Source organism: Methanobrevibacter filiformis (genome assembly GCF_001639265.1).
Classification (GTDB): domain Archaea; phylum Methanobacteriota; class Methanobacteria; order Methanobacteriales; family Methanobacteriaceae; genus Methanacia; species Methanacia filiformis.
This window is the reverse complement of the sequence record NZ_LWMT01000181.1, coordinates 1-21224: the sequence shown is the minus strand read 5'-3', so window position 1 is coordinate 21224 and position 21224 is coordinate 1. Positions and strand designations below refer to the sequence as shown.

At 27.2% G+C, this 21224-nt stretch carries 15 protein-coding genes; 7 read left to right on the top strand and 8 right to left on the bottom strand.

Annotation, left to right across the window (positions count from 1 at the left end; translation table 11 throughout):
- Nucleotides 1-220 precede the first annotated feature (220 nt).
- The 3 genes from hmgA to MBFIL_RS04855 form a co-directional block, all read right to left on the bottom strand.
- Nucleotides 221-1432: a hydroxymethylglutaryl-CoA reductase (NADPH) gene (gene hmgA, locus MBFIL_RS04865; protein WP_066971979.1), complete on the bottom strand. Its 1212-nt coding sequence runs from the start codon at nucleotides 1430-1432 to the stop codon at nucleotides 221-223.
- Nucleotides 1433-1650: 218 nt separating this feature from the next.
- A complete protein-coding gene (gene sucD / locus MBFIL_RS04860) occupies nucleotides 1651-2508 on the bottom strand; it encodes a succinate--CoA ligase subunit alpha (RefSeq protein WP_066971977.1) in 858 nt (285 codons plus the stop codon).
- 269 nt (nucleotides 2509-2777) lie between these two features.
- Nucleotides 2778-3503 carry a hypothetical protein gene (locus tag MBFIL_RS04855; RefSeq protein WP_066971975.1) on the bottom strand — a complete coding sequence of 242 codons (726 nt, stop codon included), beginning with the start codon at nucleotides 3501-3503 and terminating at the stop codon, nucleotides 2778-2780.
- Between the two features lie 493 nt (nucleotides 3504-3996).
- On the opposite strand from MBFIL_RS04855, the gene aroD reads away from it, so the two are divergent.
- A complete protein-coding gene (gene aroD / locus MBFIL_RS04850) occupies nucleotides 3997-4683 on the top strand; it encodes a type I 3-dehydroquinate dehydratase (RefSeq protein WP_066971974.1) in 687 nt (228 codons plus the stop codon).
- 67 nt (nucleotides 4684-4750) lie between these two features.
- Complete coding sequence (locus MBFIL_RS04845) at nucleotides 4751-5374, top strand: S24 family peptidase (protein ID WP_066971973.1); 624 nt, start codon at nucleotides 4751-4753, stop codon at nucleotides 5372-5374.
- Nucleotides 5375-5466: 92 nt separating this feature from the next.
- Here the strand turns inward: MBFIL_RS04845 and MBFIL_RS04840 are convergent, their stop codons facing one another.
- Nucleotides 5467-6429, bottom strand: coding sequence for a zinc metalloprotease HtpX (locus MBFIL_RS04840; protein ID WP_066971972.1), 963 nt, complete (start codon nucleotides 6427-6429; stop codon nucleotides 5467-5469).
- A 1101-nt stretch (nucleotides 6430-7530) separates the two neighbouring features.
- Here MBFIL_RS04840 and MBFIL_RS04835 point away from each other — a divergent pair.
- Together MBFIL_RS04835 and MBFIL_RS04830 are read left to right on the top strand one after the other, a co-directional pair.
- Entirely contained in the window at nucleotides 7531-8478 is a 948-nt protein-coding gene (locus MBFIL_RS04835; protein ID WP_066971970.1) for a replication factor C small subunit, read from the top strand.
- Between the two features lie 41 nt (nucleotides 8479-8519).
- Nucleotides 8520-10073, top strand: a complete 1554-nt coding sequence (locus MBFIL_RS04830) for a replication factor C large subunit (RefSeq protein WP_066971969.1) — start codon at nucleotides 8520-8522, stop codon at nucleotides 10071-10073.
- A gap of 397 nt (nucleotides 10074-10470) precedes the next feature.
- Here MBFIL_RS04830 and MBFIL_RS04825 read toward each other — a convergent pair whose 3' ends face one another.
- The 3 genes from MBFIL_RS04825 to MBFIL_RS04815 all read right to left on the bottom strand — a co-directional run bounded on the left by MBFIL_RS04825 (nucleotide 10471) and on the right by MBFIL_RS04815 (nucleotide 13500).
- Nucleotides 10471-11211: a hypothetical protein gene (locus tag MBFIL_RS04825; RefSeq protein WP_066971967.1), complete on the bottom strand. Its 741-nt coding sequence runs from the start codon at nucleotides 11209-11211 to the stop codon at nucleotides 10471-10473.
- A 4-nt stretch (nucleotides 11212-11215) separates the two neighbouring features.
- The gene (locus MBFIL_RS04820) at nucleotides 11216-12121 is read right to left on the bottom strand and encodes a shikimate dehydrogenase (protein ID WP_211261718.1); all 906 of its coding nucleotides are present in this window, start codon (nucleotides 12119-12121) and stop codon (nucleotides 11216-11218) included.
- 161 nt (nucleotides 12122-12282) lie between these two features.
- Nucleotides 12283-13500: an ATP-binding protein gene (locus tag MBFIL_RS04815; RefSeq protein ID WP_066971966.1), complete on the bottom strand. Its 1218-nt coding sequence runs from the start codon at nucleotides 13498-13500 to the stop codon at nucleotides 12283-12285.
- Nucleotides 13501-13855: 355 nt separating this feature from the next.
- On the opposite strand from MBFIL_RS04815, the gene hisS reads away from it, so the two are divergent.
- The 3 genes from hisS (at nucleotide 13856) to MBFIL_RS04800 (ending at nucleotide 18173) form a co-directional block, all read left to right on the top strand.
- A complete protein-coding gene (hisS, locus tag MBFIL_RS04810; RefSeq protein ID WP_066971965.1) occupies nucleotides 13856-15133 on the top strand; it encodes a histidine--tRNA ligase in 1278 nt (425 codons plus the stop codon).
- Nucleotides 15134-15481: 348 nt separating this feature from the next.
- Nucleotides 15482-15901: a phosphoribosyl-AMP cyclohydrolase gene (gene hisI / locus MBFIL_RS04805; RefSeq protein ID WP_066971964.1), complete on the top strand. Its 420-nt coding sequence runs from the start codon at nucleotides 15482-15484 to the stop codon at nucleotides 15899-15901.
- A 415-nt stretch (nucleotides 15902-16316) separates the two neighbouring features.
- A complete protein-coding gene (locus MBFIL_RS04800) occupies nucleotides 16317-18173 on the top strand; it encodes a PINc/VapC family ATPase (protein ID WP_066971963.1) in 1857 nt (618 codons plus the stop codon).
- Nucleotides 18174-18461: 288 nt separating this feature from the next.
- Here the strand turns inward: MBFIL_RS04800 and MBFIL_RS04795 are convergent.
- Nucleotides 18462-21224, bottom strand: a 2763-nt coding sequence (locus tag MBFIL_RS04795; protein ID WP_157078675.1) for a DUF11 domain-containing protein, incomplete at its 5' end; no start/stop codon positions are given.

Here is a 21224-nt window from a genome sequence, read left to right as displayed (position 1 = left end):
ATAAGAAAATGCTTTTATTAATATGAAAATAACATTTCAAACTTTTAAAAAAAGTTTGATCAAAAGCTATTTCTAGAAATAAACCATTTTAGGTATAAGAAAATGCTTTTATTAATATGAAAATAACATTTCAAACTTTTAAAAAAAGTTTGATCAAAAGCTATTTCTAGAAATAAACCATTTTAGGTATAAGAAAATGCTTTTATTAATATGAAAATAACTATTTTCCCCTACCTAATTCCTTATGAGCTCTTGCTAAATGACCTGCAGCTAGTGCACCTAACAAAGATAGTTCCCCTGCAAGAACCACAGATATTATTATCTCTGCAAATTTATTTACCTTTCCAGAGCCTGCAACTCCTAAAATATTCAATGATTCTTTTGCTGTTTCAATTGAAGTTCCTCCTCCAACTGTAGCTATTGGCAAATCAGGCATATTAACTGAAAAATATAAATCCCCATTTCTATTTTCTGCTGTTGTTATCCCAAGACTTCCTTCTACAATATGAGCATCATCTTGACCTGTAGCTAAGAAAATAGCTCCAATCATATTTGCATAATGAGCATTGAAGCCCATGCTTCCAGATACAGCAGAGCCTAGCAAATTTTTAACTATATTAACTTCTTCAATTGCCTCTGATGTGGTTTTTAGTTTAGATTTAACAATATTTTCAGGAATTATGATATCTGCAACTACAGACTTTCCTCTACCTTCAATAAAATTAATAGCTGATGGTTTTTTATCAACACAGACATTTCCACTAAGGGCAATTACATGAGCATTTAATTCTTGAGGTATGTTTTCTAATATTTTTTCCGTAGCTATTGTTACCATATTCATACCCATACTATCCCCAGTAGAAAAGGTAAAGCGAGGATACACATAATTTCCAACAATCAATATAGGATCTATTTTTATTAACTTACCATGGCTTGTTGTAGATTCAGCTATTTCTTTTAATTTTGAGAAATTATTTTCAAACCATGATTTTAATTTAACTGAATCAGTTGAAGAGTTTAATTTAATAACTGGAGCTCGTGTCATCTTATCATCAATCAAATGAGCATTAACTCCTCCAGCAGCATAAATAGCTGAACATCCTCTGTTAACTGATGCTACTAATGCTCCTTCAGATGTAGCAAGTGGAACATAAATTTCTTCCTCATTTAAATAATCACCATTGATATTTAATGGTCCAGCTATTCCAATAGGTATTTGAATTGCTCCAATTGAATTCTCAATATTCCGTTTACCTGCCTCTTCCATATCTAATGTATATTTAGCAATATTTTCAAGAGAAACATTTCTAACTTTCTCAATAAACATTCGTCTTACATCAGTTGCCTCATTTGCTGATGAAGCATATTTTTCAACTTCATATAATTTAATTTCACCATTAATAAGCTTTTCAATTATTTCATTAGTTGACATGATAATCCCTAATTTCTTAAAAACACCCAATTAAATAAATAGATAAGTGTTACCATTATTACAAATATAATTATTAATAATATAAATTTAACTATAAATAATATATAATAATATAAATTTAACTATAAATAATATATTAATAATATAAATTTAACTATAAATAATATATTAATAATATAAATCTAACTATAAACAATATATTAATAATATAAATCTAACTATAAATTATTGATAATTTCCACAATTTCAGATGGTCGTGAGGCTACATGAGCTCCTGCACTTCGTAATGCTTTCATTTTACTATCTGCAGTTCCTGCATCCCCTTCAATAATAGCTCCAGCATGCCCCATTCGTTTACCTGGAGGTGCAGTTCTTCCAGCAATGTAAGAAATAACTGGTTTGGAAATATGTTCTTTTATAAATTCTGCTGCTTGTTCTTCAGCGTTCCCTCCAATTTCTCCAATCATAACAATTTGATCAGTCAAAGGATCTTTTTCAAATCTATTGAGTATTGAAGCATAATCTGTACCAATAATTGGATCTCCACCAATCCCTACACAAGTACTTTGTCCAATTCCCGCTCTGGTTAATTGACTTGCTACTTCATAAGTTAAAGTTCCACTTCTTGATATAACTCCCACATTTCCTTCAGAAAATATATGTGTAGGCATTATTCCAAGTTTACCTACTTCTGGAGATATTATTCCTGGAGTATTCGGACCAATAACAGTTACTCCTTTTCTTTTAGCATATTCCATTATTTCCATTGAATCATGAACTGGAATATGTTCAGTTATTATAACAACTAAATCTAAGTGTTTAATTGATTCAAATGCAGCATCTTTTGCAAAGGGAGCTGGAACAAATAGTATAGAAGAATTAACATCAATATTCTCTTTAGCTTCTTCTATCGAATCAAATATAGGAACACTCCTGAAATCACTGCCACCTTTACCTGGAGTGACTCCTGCAACAATATTAGTATTATACTGAAGCATTTGCTCTGTATGAAATGATCCTTGTTTTCCAGTGATTCCCTGAACTAAACATTTAGTATTTTTATCTAATAATATCATTTTATCATCCATATAATTTTTTATCAAGTGATAATTAATTGAAAAAATATATAAATTAAAAAGTATTAATTTAATGAAATATTTAATATTATATTAAAATGTACAATGATTAATATTTTTGTTTTTAGCAATATTATACTTATCTATTTATAATTTATAAAATAAAAAATTTTCTTGTTTTCCATGAAATATCCATTGAATCCTAATAAAAAAAGAAATAATATTAAAATAGCTATAAAAATGTTAAGAAATAATTATTTTAAAATTAATTATCCAAGTATTCTATTTCTTTGATGATATGGTACTGCTAAATCAATTACATTTCCATTCATAAATGCAGTTGCTGAGAAGATCACAGTTCCAGGAATAACATTTGCAGGAGTTCCTCTTTTTACCAAGTAAACATTTTTATTACCTAAAGCTGCCCCCATCATAGCTCCAGAGATTATTCCAACAGACTCCATATCTTCAACTGTAGCTATTAGAACAGGATCATCTGTTTCATTAGAAACATAGCCAACACCAGGGATTTCGTTTATTTTATTTTCAAGTCTTTTAGAAGTGTCTGTAAGACCATCTATTCCTGAAGCTGCATCAATTGCTGAATTTGCAGCTTTTTCAACAAAAGATTCTCCCCCATAAGTGTCAAATGCCAATATAATTGCATCAGGGTACCTGTCTTGACGGATGTTAGCTTCTGCATAGGATACTCCTTCTCCAGCATCTTTTGGATTTTTAGATATGCCTCCAACATCACCAATATCTTCAGCATTATCTCTTAATATGTTAATAATCTCCTGATTCATTCTTTCAACTAAATCATCCTGAACAAAAGCACCTATAACAAGATCATCCCCTGTAACATTTGTCAATGCTGCATGTTCTGCTCCAATATCAACTAAACGATATAAATTATTTTCAATATTATTTATTAGAGAATTTGATGTTGAAACATCATTTTTAGATATATCTGCTCCAATGGCTATTGCTTTCATTAAAAACACCTTTAAATTACAATATTAATATTTAATTTATAAATATACTCTTCATATAATAACAATTTTATTATAATTTAATATATACATAATATATTGTCATGACTATTTAATTTTAAATGTTTATATGTTATTAATTTCATACCATATATCTAAAATAAAGAAAATTAAAGCTTAATTAGAGGATAATGAAATATTTAAAACTATAATATTAAATTGTCATGACAATATACTAAATTAATGTCATAGAAAATAATATAAAATAATAAAAAGTAATAATATTATTAAACTATATTATTAAATAATATATTGATACTTCATAACATATTAATAATTTGAATAAAATGTAAAATAAATGATAAATTTTAGAATAATGTTAAATGAATAATAATGCTCTAAATGAATTAATAATGTTGTAATTAATGGATATTATATAATATTATTTAATAAAATTTAATAAATAGTTAATATATGTTGTTAATGAGGCAAAAAATTGTATCCTGATACAAAAATAGCTATTCCTATATTTAAAGAGAATAAAGAAGAAATACTAAAAACTGCAAAGGATTATATTAAAAAAGGTGCAGACATATTAGAACTTAGAATAGATGCAATTACTAATCCTAATCCAAAGGATGTAGAAAGCATAATTGAGGAAATCAACTTCCCCACGATTGCAACAAATCGTGTTAGAAGTGAAGGAGGTTCTTTTAAAGGTAGTGAGGAAGAAAGAGTAAATATTTTGCTTGAGTGCTGTGATGTTGCAAAGTATGTAGATATTGAACTTAAAACTGATAAGAAGCACATTGATTCCATAGTTAAAACTGGAGTTAAAACTATAATATCTTTCCATGACTTTGAAAAAACACCACCAATTGAAAAAATGTTAGAAATCGTGGAAAAAGAAAAAAAAATTGGAGACATTGCTAAAATCGCAGTTATGCCCCAAACATTAGAAGATACATTAGATGTTTTAGCTATTCTCTCACATTTTGATAATACAATAGCTATTTCTATGGGACAGCTTGGAAGCTACACAAGAGTAATAGCCCCAAAATTTAAAGCACCGATAACCTTCGCGGCATCTGATGATGTGACAGCACCAGGTCAAATTGACATTGAAACAATGAAAGTCCTGTTAAACATGAACATACTTGATTGTGATGAATTAATTGAATGAAAAAAAGAAGGATAAATAAAGATTAAAATCTAAAGATTAAAAATAAGAACGCTGGAGGAAAATAGAAATGAATAAGCGAATTACTATAATAGCTAGTATCGTGATCATTATAGCTATTATTGGAGGATTAACAGTTGTATTTTCAGATGATGCTGTGATTAATGTGAAACTCGATGGTGTGAATGTAAGTACAGAAGTTTTATCAATACCATTTAATGGAAAAGATAACTCAAAACTTGAACAAGAGCTTCATATATTTATATACAAACAAGTAAACAATATAAGCACTAATGCAACAACTATAGAGGAAGATATTAAAAAAATAAGTGAAAAATATGGATATACAGACATTGATGTAAATCTTCATTCTCAATTTGGAGATAACACTTTACCAATGATAGTACTTGTTGATGGAACATCTATGGTACCTACTTTGAAAGATGGTGAAAAAATTATTATTGAAAAAGATAAAAATGTTAAACCTGGAGACATTGTAGTTGCTAATGATAATCAATATGGTTTAATTATAAAAAGAGTTAATAAAACAAAAGGAAATCAAATATATTTAGTAAGTGATAATAAAAAAATTGAAACAGTAATTGAAAATGGAGTTATTTATGAAGTTTCAGGAATTAAAACATGGGTCAATAAATCTCAGATAGTAGGAATAGCTAAACAATTCAATGTATAACTTATTTAACATTATAATTAAAAAATAATAGATTAATAAAAGAATAAATAGAATTAAAAAAATGAAAATATTAAACAATGAACTAAATTATGCTAAACAAACTGTGCTAATCTTTCCATTCTTTTTAACATATTTGGATGCGTTGAAAAAAGTTCAGCGAACTTATCAGATTTCTTTACATTAATTTGACGATATTTTAATTGTGCTAATTCTGAAGCAGAGATAAGTCCATCGTTATCTGTGTCTAATTGAGAAAGTTCATCAATATCAAAACCTGCATCCTTAACATTATTGAGGAAAAATGCTGAGGTCCCTTTAACCTTATTAATATCCTGTTTACTACAATTTGTTGCACCATAGACTAATTTATAAAGTGCTGAAGCAAGTGCTTCTGGAGGATTCCCAAATTCTATGCTTCCTTGATCTGCATAGTACTCTCTTACTCTTGAAACAAAAAGAACTATTAACTGACCAATAAAATAAGCTATTAAAGCAACAATTCCAATTATGAAACCATTATTGTTGTTATCACTACCTCCAAACATGAAAGATATATAAATCCAATAGAATATAGATGGAATCGCACTGACAATAGTTGTAACAATCATATCATTATGTTTAATATGTGCAAGTTCATGCCCAACAACTGCTCTGACCTCATTTTCATATAATATATTAAGTAAACCTCTTGTTACACAAACCCTACCATCACCTTTGTATCTTCCAAAAGCAAAAGCATTAGGAACTGCCATTTCAGAGACACCTATTTTTGGTTTTGGTATTCCTGCAATTTGAGCTAATTCTCCAACAATCCTATGAAGGTCTGGAGCCTCTTCTTCTGAGACATATTTAACATGCATAGACCATTCAACGATTTTAGGACCTATTAAATATTGCACTACAATCATAGCTATGACAATAATCGGATATATTGAATAATGTCCAAATCCAGTGAAATCTCCAATTAACAAGATTATAATATAAATTAGAGCAAAAAGTAGTACCATTGCCCCCCACATTCTAAATCTAAGTCTCCATGGACCTAATTTACTCATTAGCAAAACTCCTTTAATTTCCTTTAATTTAGATGTTTTTAAATGTTGATTTCAAAAAATAGAAAATTTTTTCAAATCTTTAAAAAGATGATAATTTTAATTTAAAATATAAGAAAAATTTTACAAAATTTTCTACTTGTGAAACAAGTAATTTAAATAACTATTTAATTAATAATTCTAATATAATTTGTTTTAGGTTATTAATAAATATTGTCTTTTAATAATTTTATTGAAACAAGCAAAAACAGGATTAAAATGGATTAAAATAGTATATAGTTAAAAAGTAGGTAAATTTGATCATAGAAACAAAATAAAATAAATCAAAAACATTAAAATAAATTAAAATTAAGGATAAATATAAGAATATTCTCAAAATTAATTAAAAATGAGTAGTAAAATGTGGAAAAAATTTACCAAAATATTGGATAATCATATTGTATTAAGAGATGGAGGCAATTTATTCTTTACTTTTACTACTCAAAGTTTGGGTTTTCAAAAAACATGCGGCTATTTCTAGTCACACAAAGTTATATTATTTTTAAGTAGTATATAAAAGTTTTGCATTAAAGTATAATTTATACATGAAAATTTTAGAAAATATATGTATATTATAAAATTAAATTAAACATTTTTAATTATAATAATAGTTATAGTAGATGAGATTAAATATATTATAATTATTAATATGTTATTTAGAGTGTTATTGAACATTTCATGAAATTTATTAAATTCTAATGATTTTAAGAAAGTAGAAAATTAATGGCAACTATATATATTCAAACATTTAACCAATAAAAATATTAATAACAAAGAATAACAAATTTATATTTATTATATTAAAATATATTTTTATGCATAAATAGACATGAAATATATAAATAGTACTAATAATTGTATGAATAGTATTAATATTGTATGAATGATATCAATTATTATAAAGAATATTATTAATATAGTAGGAATATTATTAATATTGCATGAATAAAATATCAATATATGCAATTATATAAGCAAAATAAATACGAATATTAATTTTATAGACTTTAATATAAATGCATATTACCAAAACTTTATTAAAATTAGTTTTAAAGGATGATTTAAATGAATGGACCATGGGTAGAAAAATACAGACCTCAAAAATTGGAAGATGTTGTTGGTCAAAAACATATAATTGAACGATTAGAAAAATATGTGAATGAAGAAAGTATGCCTAATTTAATGTTTACAGGTCCTGCAGGTGTTGGAAAGACTACAAGTGCTCTTGCGTTAGTTAAATCTGTACTTGGAGAATATTGGCGCCAAAATTTCCTTGAATTAAATGCATCAGATGCTAGAGGAATCGAAACAGTTAGAACAAATATAAAGGAATTTTGCAGATTAAAGCCTGTTGGAACACCATTTAGAATAGTATTCTTAGATGAAGTTGACAACATGACAAAAGATGCTCAACATGCACTTAGACGCGAAATGGAAATGTACACAAAAACAGTATCATTTATATTATCCTGTAACTACTCTTCAAAGATCATTGACCCTATTCAATCAAGAACAGCTATTTTTAGATTTACACCAATTAAATCAGAAGATATAGTAAATCGTTTAGAGTACATTGCAAAAGAAGAAAATTTTGAATATGAACTTCCAGCTATTGAATCCATAGTTTACTTTGCTGAAGGAGACATGAGAAAATCAATAAATATTCTTCAAGCCTCTGCTTCAGAAGGGGAAAAAATAACTGAAGATAGTCTTTATGATGTTATTTCCAAAGCTAAACCCAAAGATATTACTGATATGATAACCAAAGCATTAAGTGGAGATTTCATGGGAGCAAGAAATTTGCTTAGAGAAGTTATGGTTCTTCAAGGTACAAGTGGAGAAGATATGGTAAATCAGATTTATCAGGAAATATCTAAAAGAGCTTTTGAGGATAAAATGAGTAGTGAAGTATATATTGATTTAATTGAATCACTTGCTCAAACTGATTTTAGAATAAGAGAAGGTGCAAATCCAAGAATACAATTAGAAGCTTTACTTGCTCAATTCTTATAATATTACTAAACTTATAATATTACTAACTTTAGGTAATCATTATGTTATGGACAGAAAAATATAGGCCCAAATCATTTAAAGAAGTTATAGGTAATGCCAAACAGAAAAAACAAGTGGAAGAATGGGTTGAACAATGGCAAAATAATGAACCTCAACCTTGCTTACTTCTAATTGGTCCTGCAGGAACAGGAAAAACTAGCTTAGCTCACATAATAGCTAAGGAGTTTTCAGAATACATTGAATTAAATGCAAGTGACAAGCGTTCATACGACATAATAATGAACACAATAGGCGAATCCTCAAGCACACAATCATTATTTGGAAATAGTCATAAGTTAATCATATTAGATGAGATTGATGGTATACATGGAACAGATGATAGAGGAGGAACAAGAGCAATTGGAAAAATAATCAAAGAATCTAAACACCCCATGATAATGATGGCTAATGATTTTTACAGTAAACGATTAACCTCAATAAAACCAAAATGTTTAGTGATAAAAATAAACAAAGTTCACACAAACTCAATGAATGCATTACTTAGAAAAATAGCCCACACAGAAGGAATACAAACTGATCCCGAAGCTATTAAAGCGCTTGCTAAACAATCAAATGGAGATATGAGATCAGCTATTAACACACTACAAGTAGTGGTTGGAAGTGCAAACAGATTAACTCTTGAAGATTTAAATCATATTAACAAAAAGGATCCAAGATCCACAATATTCGATGGTGTTGGACGAGTTTTAAAAAGTAAAACATTTAAAAACATCAAAGAAGCCATGAGATTAGAAGAAGATCCAACACTTGTTATGGAATACATTGCAGAAAATATCCCAAGAGAATACGAGAAAAAACACGAAATCAAAAAAGCATACCAAATGATAAGCAAAGCAGACCTATATTTCGGAAGAGCAAGATCCAGCAGAAACTACACTTATTGGAGATATGCAAGTGACTTTATGGGATTAGGAGTATCACTTGCAAAAGACGAAACCTACAAAAAGTTCACAAAAATGACAGGATCAATGGCATTTAGCCTAATGGGAAAAAGTCGAGGAAAAAGAGCATTAAGAGACAGAATAGCTGAAAAAATGTCAGAAAAGCTACATATATCCCAAAGCATAGCTATTTCAATGTTTTCCCAATTAGAAATTATCTTCCAAAATGATACAATGGCTTATGAAATTGCAGACTATATTGGATTAGATGATGAAGAAATAAAAAGATTCCGAAAGAAAAAAATCCCAAAGAAAGTAATTACTGCAATGGAAAAGAAAAAAGCAGAAATTAGAAAGCAGAAAAAAGAGAATAGAAATGCAAATATAGCAGATAATTTATTTAATCCAACAAATAACAAAACCAAAAATAAACCATCAGAAGAAAAAGGCAAAAAAGAAGAAAAGAAGGAAATAAATGAAGAAGTAAAGCCTACAAATGAAAATAAAGAAAAGCAAAAGAAAACTAATAAAAATAAAACAACAGAAAAAAATAAAGGACAAAGATCCCTATTTGATGTGGATAAAAAGAAAAATCCTGAAAAAAAAGAAACCCCAGTAAGAGACAAAGGTCAGACATCCTTGTTTAACTTCTAAATATTCTTACTGACTCAAATACTTATATTAATAATGTAATTAAAGGCAATTAAAAAATTATAGGAATGACATCCTGAAAGCTAGAGAAATTACAATTGTAAAATACAAGTTTAACACTGATTTCGAAAAAATAAAAAATTTTTTCAAAATCCTTTTTGAAGCCATAAAAACTGATTTAGGTACTTAGGGAGATTTTGCAAAATTTTCTATTTTGCGAAATCAGTGTATAAATATATATTTAAAATTTATTGTATTCATCATATAAATTTATTTAACATCTTAATTTTAATATATTTGAATCTCTTTAAAATCGTGCCATTCATTAGAAAATTTTTCAAGAAGTAATTTAAATTTTAAAAATTAAGCATCCATTAATGTAATTACAAACAAATAAAGTTCATTTATTTAAGTACTTCACTGACTTTAAAATATTTTCTTTATATTGTGGAATAATACACTCAATAAAATTCATGAATGAAATAGCTATTTCATCATGTTTTTCTTCATAAGATTCATCTAATTTAAAAAAATATTCTGAAATAAAATCATTTAATTGTTTTTCATCAATATTAATAAATGGATAAATAAACTTTTCATCATCTGATTTTAAAGATTCTACAACACCATTACCTTTAAAAATATCAGATAAAATATTTTCTGCTTTTTGATTCAAAGTTAAAAGAGATACAACCCGGTTTATATGAATATCATTAACCTCATCTTCATCAAAACATATTAATTTAACCCCATATTTTCGAGTATATGGTTCTAAAAGAATATATGCTATTTTACCTAAATTAGATGATATAGGTACTAAAATTGTATCATTAATATTTAAACTATTAGATAATGTTTTTGAAGATTTATTAGCTATTTTTTGAAAAAGGGATGATTTTATAATAGCTATCTCTTTAAATCTTTTAATGAAAATTTCTTGTTTTTTCTTTGAAAACTTTGAAAATCTAATGTTGTTTATGTAAATTTTTTGCTGATGAAAGGATATGAAACGTGTATCCACCCCAATTTGACTTAAAAACTTTAAAACACTTTTTTTAGATGTGGTTTCAAGTTCTTGATTTTCAAATTCATTATTAACTTTAAAGTCAAGCAAAAAATTTAATTCATTATCATTATCCATAGAATCAACCTTGTTTTTTAGTAAGTTGTTCCATTACTGCCTTTTCCATAACATCAATAGATGGTACATGTCCAGTCCATATTTCAAAGCTAACTGCTCCTTGATAGACTAACATTTTAGTTCCAGGTATAATTTTCGCATTAGCTATTTTAGCTTCTTTAAGTAGTCTTGTTTCTAAAGGATTGTAAACTATATCATTAACTACCAAATCAGAATGCATCCATGATGAAATAGCTATTGGTTTATCATTTATATTTGGATACATTCCAACAGGAGTTGTATTTATTAAAACATCTGCATTTTTAAGTTCTTTTTCCATTGAATCTATTGAAGTCCCCTTTATGGTTAAATTATTATTAATATCAAAAGAAGTGTTTTCATTTATAAATTCATTTTTCAGTGCATTTTCAATTTCATCTCCAAGTAATTTCGACTTAATTTCATTCCTATTTAATATTGCTAAATTTTCAATTCCAGAAATAGCTAATTGGAAAGATATTGCTCGTGATGCACCACCTGCACCTCCAACGATTACTTTTTTATCAGTTAAATCTATTATTTCACTAATTCCTTTAACTGCACCATAAGCATCAGTATTGTATCCTTTAGCTATACCATCTGTGATATCTACAGTATTAACTGCACCTATTAATTTAGCTATTGGATCAATTTCATCTAATTTTTCCATAATAGCTAATTTATGAGGAATTGTAACATTAAAACCTTTAATCCCCAATGCTTTTGCTCCAGGAATAACATCTTTAACATTGTCCTCTTTAACATTAAATAAAAAGTAAGCATAATTTAATCCTAAATCTTTAAATGCTGCATTATGCATAAAAGTTGCAGGACTATGTTCTACAGGATTTCCAATCAATCCTAATACTTTTGTTGACCTATCAATATTCAATTTAACACCTTTAATATTAAATAACCATAAATAGCTATAATTCAAATAATAAATTAATATTTAATAATACAAAAACAAATAATATTTAATAATACAAAAACAAATATAATAAGTACAATATTTGTAAACTAAGTTAATAATAATTAGTGGACACACAATAATTATTTTTCTGATTCTTGCTCAAGGATTTTAATCAAGAAGTAAATTAGGTACAAATTGTTTGTAAATGCATAATGATCACTCCTTTTAGCTCCTTTAAATTCAATAATTTTCAGATCTCTTGCTTTAATCAGAAAATCACTGAAAACTTTTGCTTCTTTAGTATCTAACAAAGAAATGAAATCTTTTTTCCTGAAAGAGTAATCTTTTCCTAAATCTTGACCAAAAAAATCTCTACCAAGCTTTTTAAAAATAGCTAAATATTTATCACTTCTTATTGAACTATCTAAATCAGGCTTAAGATACTTAAATCCAATTTCATTACCTGCTCTGATGATTCCATTTAAAGCATCTCTGTAATTAACAGTTTTATTATTGTTAATCCAAAAAACACCATCTCCAATTTCTTGCATCATATTAGGTAATCCAGACGAAAAATGAACCATAATGTCTAATGCACTTTTTTCAATTTTAATATTTGAAATCTGGAAATTTTTAATGAAAAACTCCCTAATTTCATAGTCTGTTAATTTTTCGACCTCAATATGTTTAAATATTCTAGTAAAAGAAGGATTGTGTTGGTGTAATTTTTCCAGTTTTTCAGGATATCCTGCAAGTATCATAGCTAAAGGTATATTGCCACCAAATCTAGTAGACAATGTATCTGCAAAACTTTTATACCAATTTGAAAACTTAGTATCATCACTTAATCCATTAATATCATCGATAATAATTAAAAGACCATTTTTATCTTCAAATTTAGAGATAATATCTTCTAAAACAAAAGCAAAATTATCTTTAATATGATTAATAGTTTCTTTATCATTATTCAATTCAAGATTAGCCCCTGCAAAACCAACACTTTTAACATGCTTCTTAAAACCATCAATGATCTTTTTAGACCATTTTTCCTTAACTATTTCATTTAACAATCTTTCAACTATTTGATGTATTACAGAATCTATATCATGTATACCATCATTAAAAATATGTACCCCCACCATTTTATATTTACGTTCAGCCATATCTTTAAAATAGCTTGCTAATGAAGTTTTACCCATTCCTCTTTTACCAGTGATAAAAAAATGAAGAGGTCTTCCTTGTGATGCTTGATTAAAATAGGGCAAATATGTTTCTATTACCTCTTTTCTCCCTTCAAATTTTTCAGGATCTACAGGATCTTGTGGTTGGAAAGGACTTATTTTATCTAATAATTGCATTTAAAAAATCTCCCAATTATTACTAAATTTAACATATTAATTAATTATTTGAATTTATAATTTTATAAACTTTTCTTTTTAAAACATTGTTTTAGTAATACCCCTTAATTTTCAAATATACTATTTTTAGTAAACAGTGTTAGTTAAATGACACTTAGTGAAAGTTTACTCCCCATTTTTCAGTATTACATTTTATTTAAAATTTCGTGAATTATTTATATAAAAACTTATAAAAATTAAATATTATAAAACTCATTTTAATAATTCATCATTTACCAAATTATTTAATTATATTTACCAAATTATTTAATTATAAATCTAAAATAAAATATTCAATAAATAAAAAAGGGATTTTATGGAATTTACAAGACCTAGAGGAACAAGAGATTTTCTTTTTGATGAAATGGAAAATAGAAAAGAAGTAGAAAAAACACTTAGACGAGTTTTTGAAAATTATGCTTACAGAGAAATAAAAACTCCAATTTTTGAAAATTTATCACTTTTTACAACTAAATCAGGAGAACAAATATTAGATCAACTATACAACTTTGAAGACAAATCAAATCGAGAATTGACACTTAGACCAGAAATAACAGCACCAATAGCAAGATTATATTTAAATGAAATGCAAAAGACTCCTAAACCTATTAAGCTTTATTATTTTGGAAGCTGTTTTAGATATGAAAGACCTCAAAAAGGTAGATTCAGACAATTTTGGCAATTTGGATGCGAAAATATAGGTGCTAAATCACCTGAAGCCGAGGCAGAAATAATAGCTATGGCTAATCATTCATTAAATGAACTTAAAATAAATGATGCTGAAATCCACATAAACCATTTAGGAATAATAAGAGGAATATTCAAGCATTTTCAAACTCCTCAAGATATTCAAGATAAAATAATGCTTTTAATTGATAAAGGAGAAAAAGAAAATTTAAAAGGATATTTAAATGAACTTGAAAATCAAAGTAAAGAATTAGAGGAAATTTTAGTTCAATTAATTGAATTTGTAGGTAATGAAAACATAATTGAGAAAATAGAAGAGCTTCTAACAAATATCGATGAAATCAAACCTGCACTTGGAGAATTTAAACAACTAACTAAATTATTAGCTATATTCAACCTTAAAAACTATACATTAAATCTTAGTGTGGCAAGAGGACTTGATTATTACACAGGAATTGTTTTTGAAATATACATTCCAAGTCTTGGAGCTCAAAAACAAGTTGCAGGTGGAGGAACATATAGTTTAATTGAGATATTTGGTGGAGAAAAGATAGAATCCACAGGCTTTGCTTTTGGTTTTGACAGACTAATGAATGGAATTAATGAAGAAAAGAAAGAGAAAAGTAGAGTTGATGTTTATGTTGCACCAATATCTGAAAATACAAGAGAAAAATCCTTTGAAATAGGTCAAACTTTAAGAAGAGCAAATATATCCGTTGAAATTGACTTGTCACGGAAAAAATTTAAGAAACTTATTAATATAGCAAACAAGTTAAATGTAAAATATCTTATTGCAATCGGTGAAAAAGATTTAAAGGAAAATAGTATTACAATTAAAGATATGAAAACTGGAAATCAGGAATTAGTTAAAATAGAAGAAATAGTAGAATATATAGGAGAAAAATAAGTATTAACAATTATTATTATGACAAAAATCAACAATATGACAAAATACCAAAGTATGACAAAAATCAACAATATGACAAAATACCAAAGTATGACAAAAATCAACAATATGACAAAATACCAAAGTATGACAAAAATCAACAATATGACAAAATACCAAAGTATGACAAAATACCAAAGTATGACAAAATACCAAAGTATGACAAAAATCAATAATATGATAAAATACTAAAATATGACAAAAATCAATATGGCAAATACCAATATTATGATAAATGTTAATAGTATGATAAATATAATAATACAACTAAGTATTATCTGTTTTAAAAGGAATATATGGAGAATAAAGATGGAAATTAATTTTAAACATGAAAAAAATGGTCAAAATTTAGTAATAGCTATTGCTCAAGATTACAAGACATTAGAAGTTTTAATGGTTGCATTTATGAATAAAGAATCACTTGAAAAAACATTAGAAACAAAAATAGCTCATTATTGGAGTACTTCAAGAAACAAATTATGGTGCAAAGGTGAAAGTTCAAGCCATACTCAAGAATTAAAAGAAATTTTTGTTGATTGTGATATGGATGCTATTTTACTAAAAGTTAAGCAAAATGGTGCTGCATGTCATGAAGGATACTATTCCTGCTTTTTTAGAGAATTAAACAAGGATAATCTATCTAAAAAATCATATAAAATAGATGAGTTAGATGAAAATGATTTGAAAATAATTGCTGAGAAGGTTTTTAATCCGAAAGATATTTATTAAATTAAATAAATATATTAGTATAATAGAATTAACAGTTGTCATGAAAATTAAAGATGTAAACAATAAATTTATATTTAAACAAGAAATACAATAATTAAGTAAAATTAAGTAATATAAACATGTATTATCATTTTATTATAAATGTAATTATTTATTTTATTAAATATACTTATTTTATTAATCCAGTTTTGAATAAACTCATTTTGATTAATTTCTTTAGTTAATGTACTATTTTTTATTTAATTTTAAAATTAAGAAAATATTAAATTTGAAAATAAAGTTTCATTTAATTATTTTACTATTTGAAAAATTGAAAATATTATAAATAGAATTAAAATGAATTATTATTTGAAACATGATAGAACCAAAAATCTTTAAAAGATTGAATTTATAACCCTATGGGGAGAATTAATTAATGGAATACTACGATGAAAACGATTATCTTCAAAGAATAGTCCCAGATACCAGCATTATTATTGAATGTAATTTAGAAGAAATAATTAAAGAAGAAGGATGGAATTATCCTGAAGTAATAATAGCTGAAGCAGTATTGGCTGAGCTTGAACATCAGGCTAACAAAGGATTATTAACTGGTATAACTGGTCTTGACAACTTAACACAATTACATAAACTACAAGATAGTGGATTTCTTTCATTATCATTTAGAGGTAGACGACCTACAAATTATGATATATCTCTTGCAAAATCTGGTGAAATTGATGCATTGATACGAGATATTGCAAAAACAGAAAGCGCTACACTTATAACTGGAGATAAAATACAGTCAAAAGTTGCTGAAGCCCAAGGAATCCCTGTAATTTACGCATCAAAAAAAATAGATAAAGTTCTCCAAATAGTCAAATATTTTGACAAAGAAACCATGTCTGTTCATTTAAAAGAAAATACTGTTCCTTTAGCTAAAAAAGGCACACCTGGAAATATTAATCTTGTTGAGATCGGCTCAGAGAAACTTAGCTATAAAACTCTTCAAAAGTATGCTGATGAAATAGTAGAAAAAAGTAGAAATGATTTTAAAACTTTTTTAGAAGTTGAAATGGAAGGAGCTACTGTTGTCCAATCAAAAGAATACAGAATATCAATAGCACAGCCGCCATTTTCTGATGGATTTGAGATAACAATTGTTAGACCTGTTGCTAATGTATCAATTGATGATTATAAATTATCTGAAAAGTTAAAAGAAAGACTGTCAAGTGATTCTCACGGAATTTTAATTTCAGGCTCTCCTGGAGCAGGTAAAAGTACTTTTGCCCAAGCATTAGCTACATTATACTGGGAAAAATATAGAAAAATTGTCAAAACTATGGAATCTCCAAGAGACCTTCAATTAAGCGATGAAATAACTCAATACTCAGCACTTGAAGGCAATATGGAAAATACATCAGATATACTACTTTTAGTTAGACCAGATTTTACAATTTACGATGAACTTAGAAAATCACATGATTTCCATATATTTGCAGATATGAGACTTGCAGGAGTAGGGATGATTGGTGTTATCCATGCAACTAAGCCAATTGATGCTATTCAAAGAATAGCTAACAGAGTAGAACTTGGAATAATTCCTTCTATTGTAGATACAAGCATTTATATTGAAGATGGAAATGTAAAATCAGTTTATGAAACTAAATTAACTGTAAAAGTGCCTTCAGGAATGAAAGAAGCCGATCTTGCAAGACCAGTAATAGAAGTTAGAGATTTTGAAACTAACACATTAAAAAATGAAATATACACCTATGGTGAACAAACAATTGTAATGGACGTAGATTTATTAAATTCAGATGAAGAAACAAAAGAAAGCAAGTCCCCTATTGAAAATATAGCTGAAAAAGAAATATTAAGAGCTATTCAAAAAGCAGTGCCAAAGTCTAAAGTTCATGTTGAACTAAAATCAGATGACAGAGTAAATGTTTTTGTTGAAGAACAATACATTCCAAAAATCATAGGTAAAAATGGTCAAAGAATTGATAAATTAGAAGAAAAAATAGGAATTCATATTAGTGTCAATCCATTAGAAACAATTTCACAAGAACTAATTGAAACAAGAGTAGAAACAACAAAAAAACACATTATAATTTACCTACCACAAGAAGCAACTGGGAAAAATTACGAAATTTATGCTGGAGAAACACGTTTATTCACAGCAACAGTAGGCAAAAAAGGGATAGTTAAAGTTAGAAAGGATGTCAAACTAAGTAAAACCATTTTAGACAGCGTTCATTCAAACACACCAATATTTGCAAAAAGAGTATAAAAAGGTATGAATTTTCCTAAATCTAAATAATTTTTTATTACCTTGAAATCATCTTCACACATTTCAGAAATGTGGAAATGATTACAGGTAATTCATTTTATTTCCTCTTCCAAACTTAAAAACAGCAGGTAAAAATGCAGAATTACCGATATTTTAAAAATTCCATGAAAACAAAAAATATAAAATAAAAATAAGGATTATTATAGAAAATTAAGTAATAATAAAAATTATTTTTAAACTTTCAGTATTTAATTATACCTATACAATATTGAAGATGTGAAAAAAACATTATTTCTTCTCAGGAGTATATTCGAATATAGCTATTCCTTTTTTATTTGTTTTGATTTTTCCAATATATTTTCCTGCAACATAGAATTTAATGTATTTGCCAGCTAATGCTTTTCCTTTATTAGTAGTTAATTTAGCTTTCAAAGTTACAGTTTTATCATATTTGGTTTTAGCATAGTATATACTAGTGATTGTTTTTTCTTTAGATTTAGCAATGTATGTGTAATTTTTAGACAATTTATTGTATTTACTGTCTCCAGCGAACTTAATTTGTAATTTATTGGAAGATTTAAGTGTGGTTTTTATAATAAATTCACCTTTACTGTTAGTTTTATAAGTACCTATCTTTTTACCATTCATATATGCTGTAAATGTTTTGTTTGGAACTATTTTGTCTTCACTGTTGGTAACTTTGACTTTTATTGTTTTTTTATCTCCCATATATCCAGTTGGTAATTTAGTAGTTAAAGTGATTTTGTCTTTAGTTATAGTTATAGTAGATGTTGATGTTGAAGGAAGATAAATACCTGTAGGATCAGTGAAGGATGAAGTGTAATTTAATGTGCCTGTTTTTGTTGGAGTATACTTAAAGTAAGCTATACCTTTTACATCAGTAACACCTGTTCCAACAAATTTTCCATTAACATAAAATTTAACCTCTTTACCATCAATAGGCTTACCATTACTGTCTTCTAAAATAGATTCAAGTTTAACAGAATTATCAACAACCACTATTACATTCAATGTGTTGATTTGGGTCAAAATTGCTTCTGAAACAATAGTTACTAAACTACTGTTGTTAGGATTGATATTATTTTCATTTGCTGAAACATTAGCAGAATTACTAATGTTGCCTGTGGCTATTATAGTGGCATTGATTGTGAGTGTTACTGTTTTACCAGCTGTAAGCTCATCAATAGTCCATAATCCATTAGCATTATTATAATATCCTTGTGTTACAGATGCTTTATTGAATTTCAATTTAGTATTATCTATTATTTCAGTTACAAGAACTCCAGTAGCGTCAATAACACCATTATTCACTACATCAATGGTATAAATCACAGTATCTCCAACATGACCTTTAACACTATTAATTCCATTAATGTTAGCTATTTTAATAATACTAATATTTACATTGTTAGTCACAATAAAAGTAGTACTGTTAACAGCACTAACATAATTAGCATTACCATCAAAGGCAGCAAAAACATTAACTATACCAGTTGAATTAACAGGATAAGTAATACTCCATTTACCACTTGCATCAGTAGTAGTATTATAATTAACACCATTAACAGTCACAACAACCTTTACATTAATAATTGCCTTATTATTTTCATCTAATAAAGAACCATTAATACTAACACTATTATTCACCTTAGTATCAAGAACAGGGTTAATGATCAATGTGCTATTTAAAGCCAGACCATTGAAATTAGTGCTATTTACAGCAGCAAAATAATTAGCATTACCATTAAACTCAGCAACAACATCAATATTTCCAGTTGAATTAACAAAATAAGTAATACTCCAATTACCACTATTATCAGTAGTAGTACTATAATTAACACCATTAACAATCACAACAACAGCCACATTACTAATAACCTTATTATTCTCATCTAATAAAGAACCATTAATACTAACATTACTATTCACCTTAGTATCAGGAACAGAGTTAATAATCAAAGTACTGTTTAAAGACATTCCATTGAAATTAGTGCTATTTACAGCAGCAAAATAATTAGCATTACCATTAAACTCAGCAACAACATTAATAATTCCAGTTGAATTAACAAAATAAGTAATACTCCAATTACCACTTGCATCAGTAGTAGTACTATAATTAACACCATTAACAATCACAACAACAGGCACATTAATAATTGCCTTATTATTTTCATCTAGTAAAGTACCATTGATACTAATATTACTATTCATTTTAGCATTTGTAATAGAATTAATGGTTAATGTACTATTTAAAGCTAAAACATTGAAATTAGTGCTATTTACAGCAGCAAAATAATTATTATTACCATTAAACTCAGCAACAACATTAATATTCCCAGTTGAATTAACAAAATACGTGATACCCCATTTACCACTATTATCAGTAGTAGTATTATAATTAACACCATTAACAGTCACAACAACAACCACATTACTAATAACCTTATTATTATCATCTAATAAAGTTCCATTAATACTAACATTACTATTTACTTTAGTATCAGGAACAGAATTAATAATTAAAGTACTGTTTAAAGACATTCCATTAAAATTAGTGCTATTTACAGCAGCAAAATAATTATTATTACCATTAAACTCAGCAACAACATTAATATTTCCAGTTGAATTAACAAAATACGTGATACCCCATTTACCACTTGCATCAGTAGTAGCATTATAATTAACACCATTAACAGCCACAACAACAGTTACATTGCCAATTGCCTTATTATTTTCACCAAATAAGCTACCATTAATACTTACATTATTTTTTAGTTTAGTATTTAGGACAGGATTAATAATTAGTGTGCTGTTTAAAGCCATTCCATTGAAATAAGTTGTATTAGCAGCGGCAGCGTAATTAGTATTGCCAACAAACTCAGCAACAACATTGACTAACTCGTTTGAATTAACAAGATACGTAATATTCCAATTACCACCCACATTAGTAGAAGCATTATAAGCAACACCATTAATAATTAAATTAACAATAACACCACTAATCGGAACACCCCTCTCATCCAACAAAGA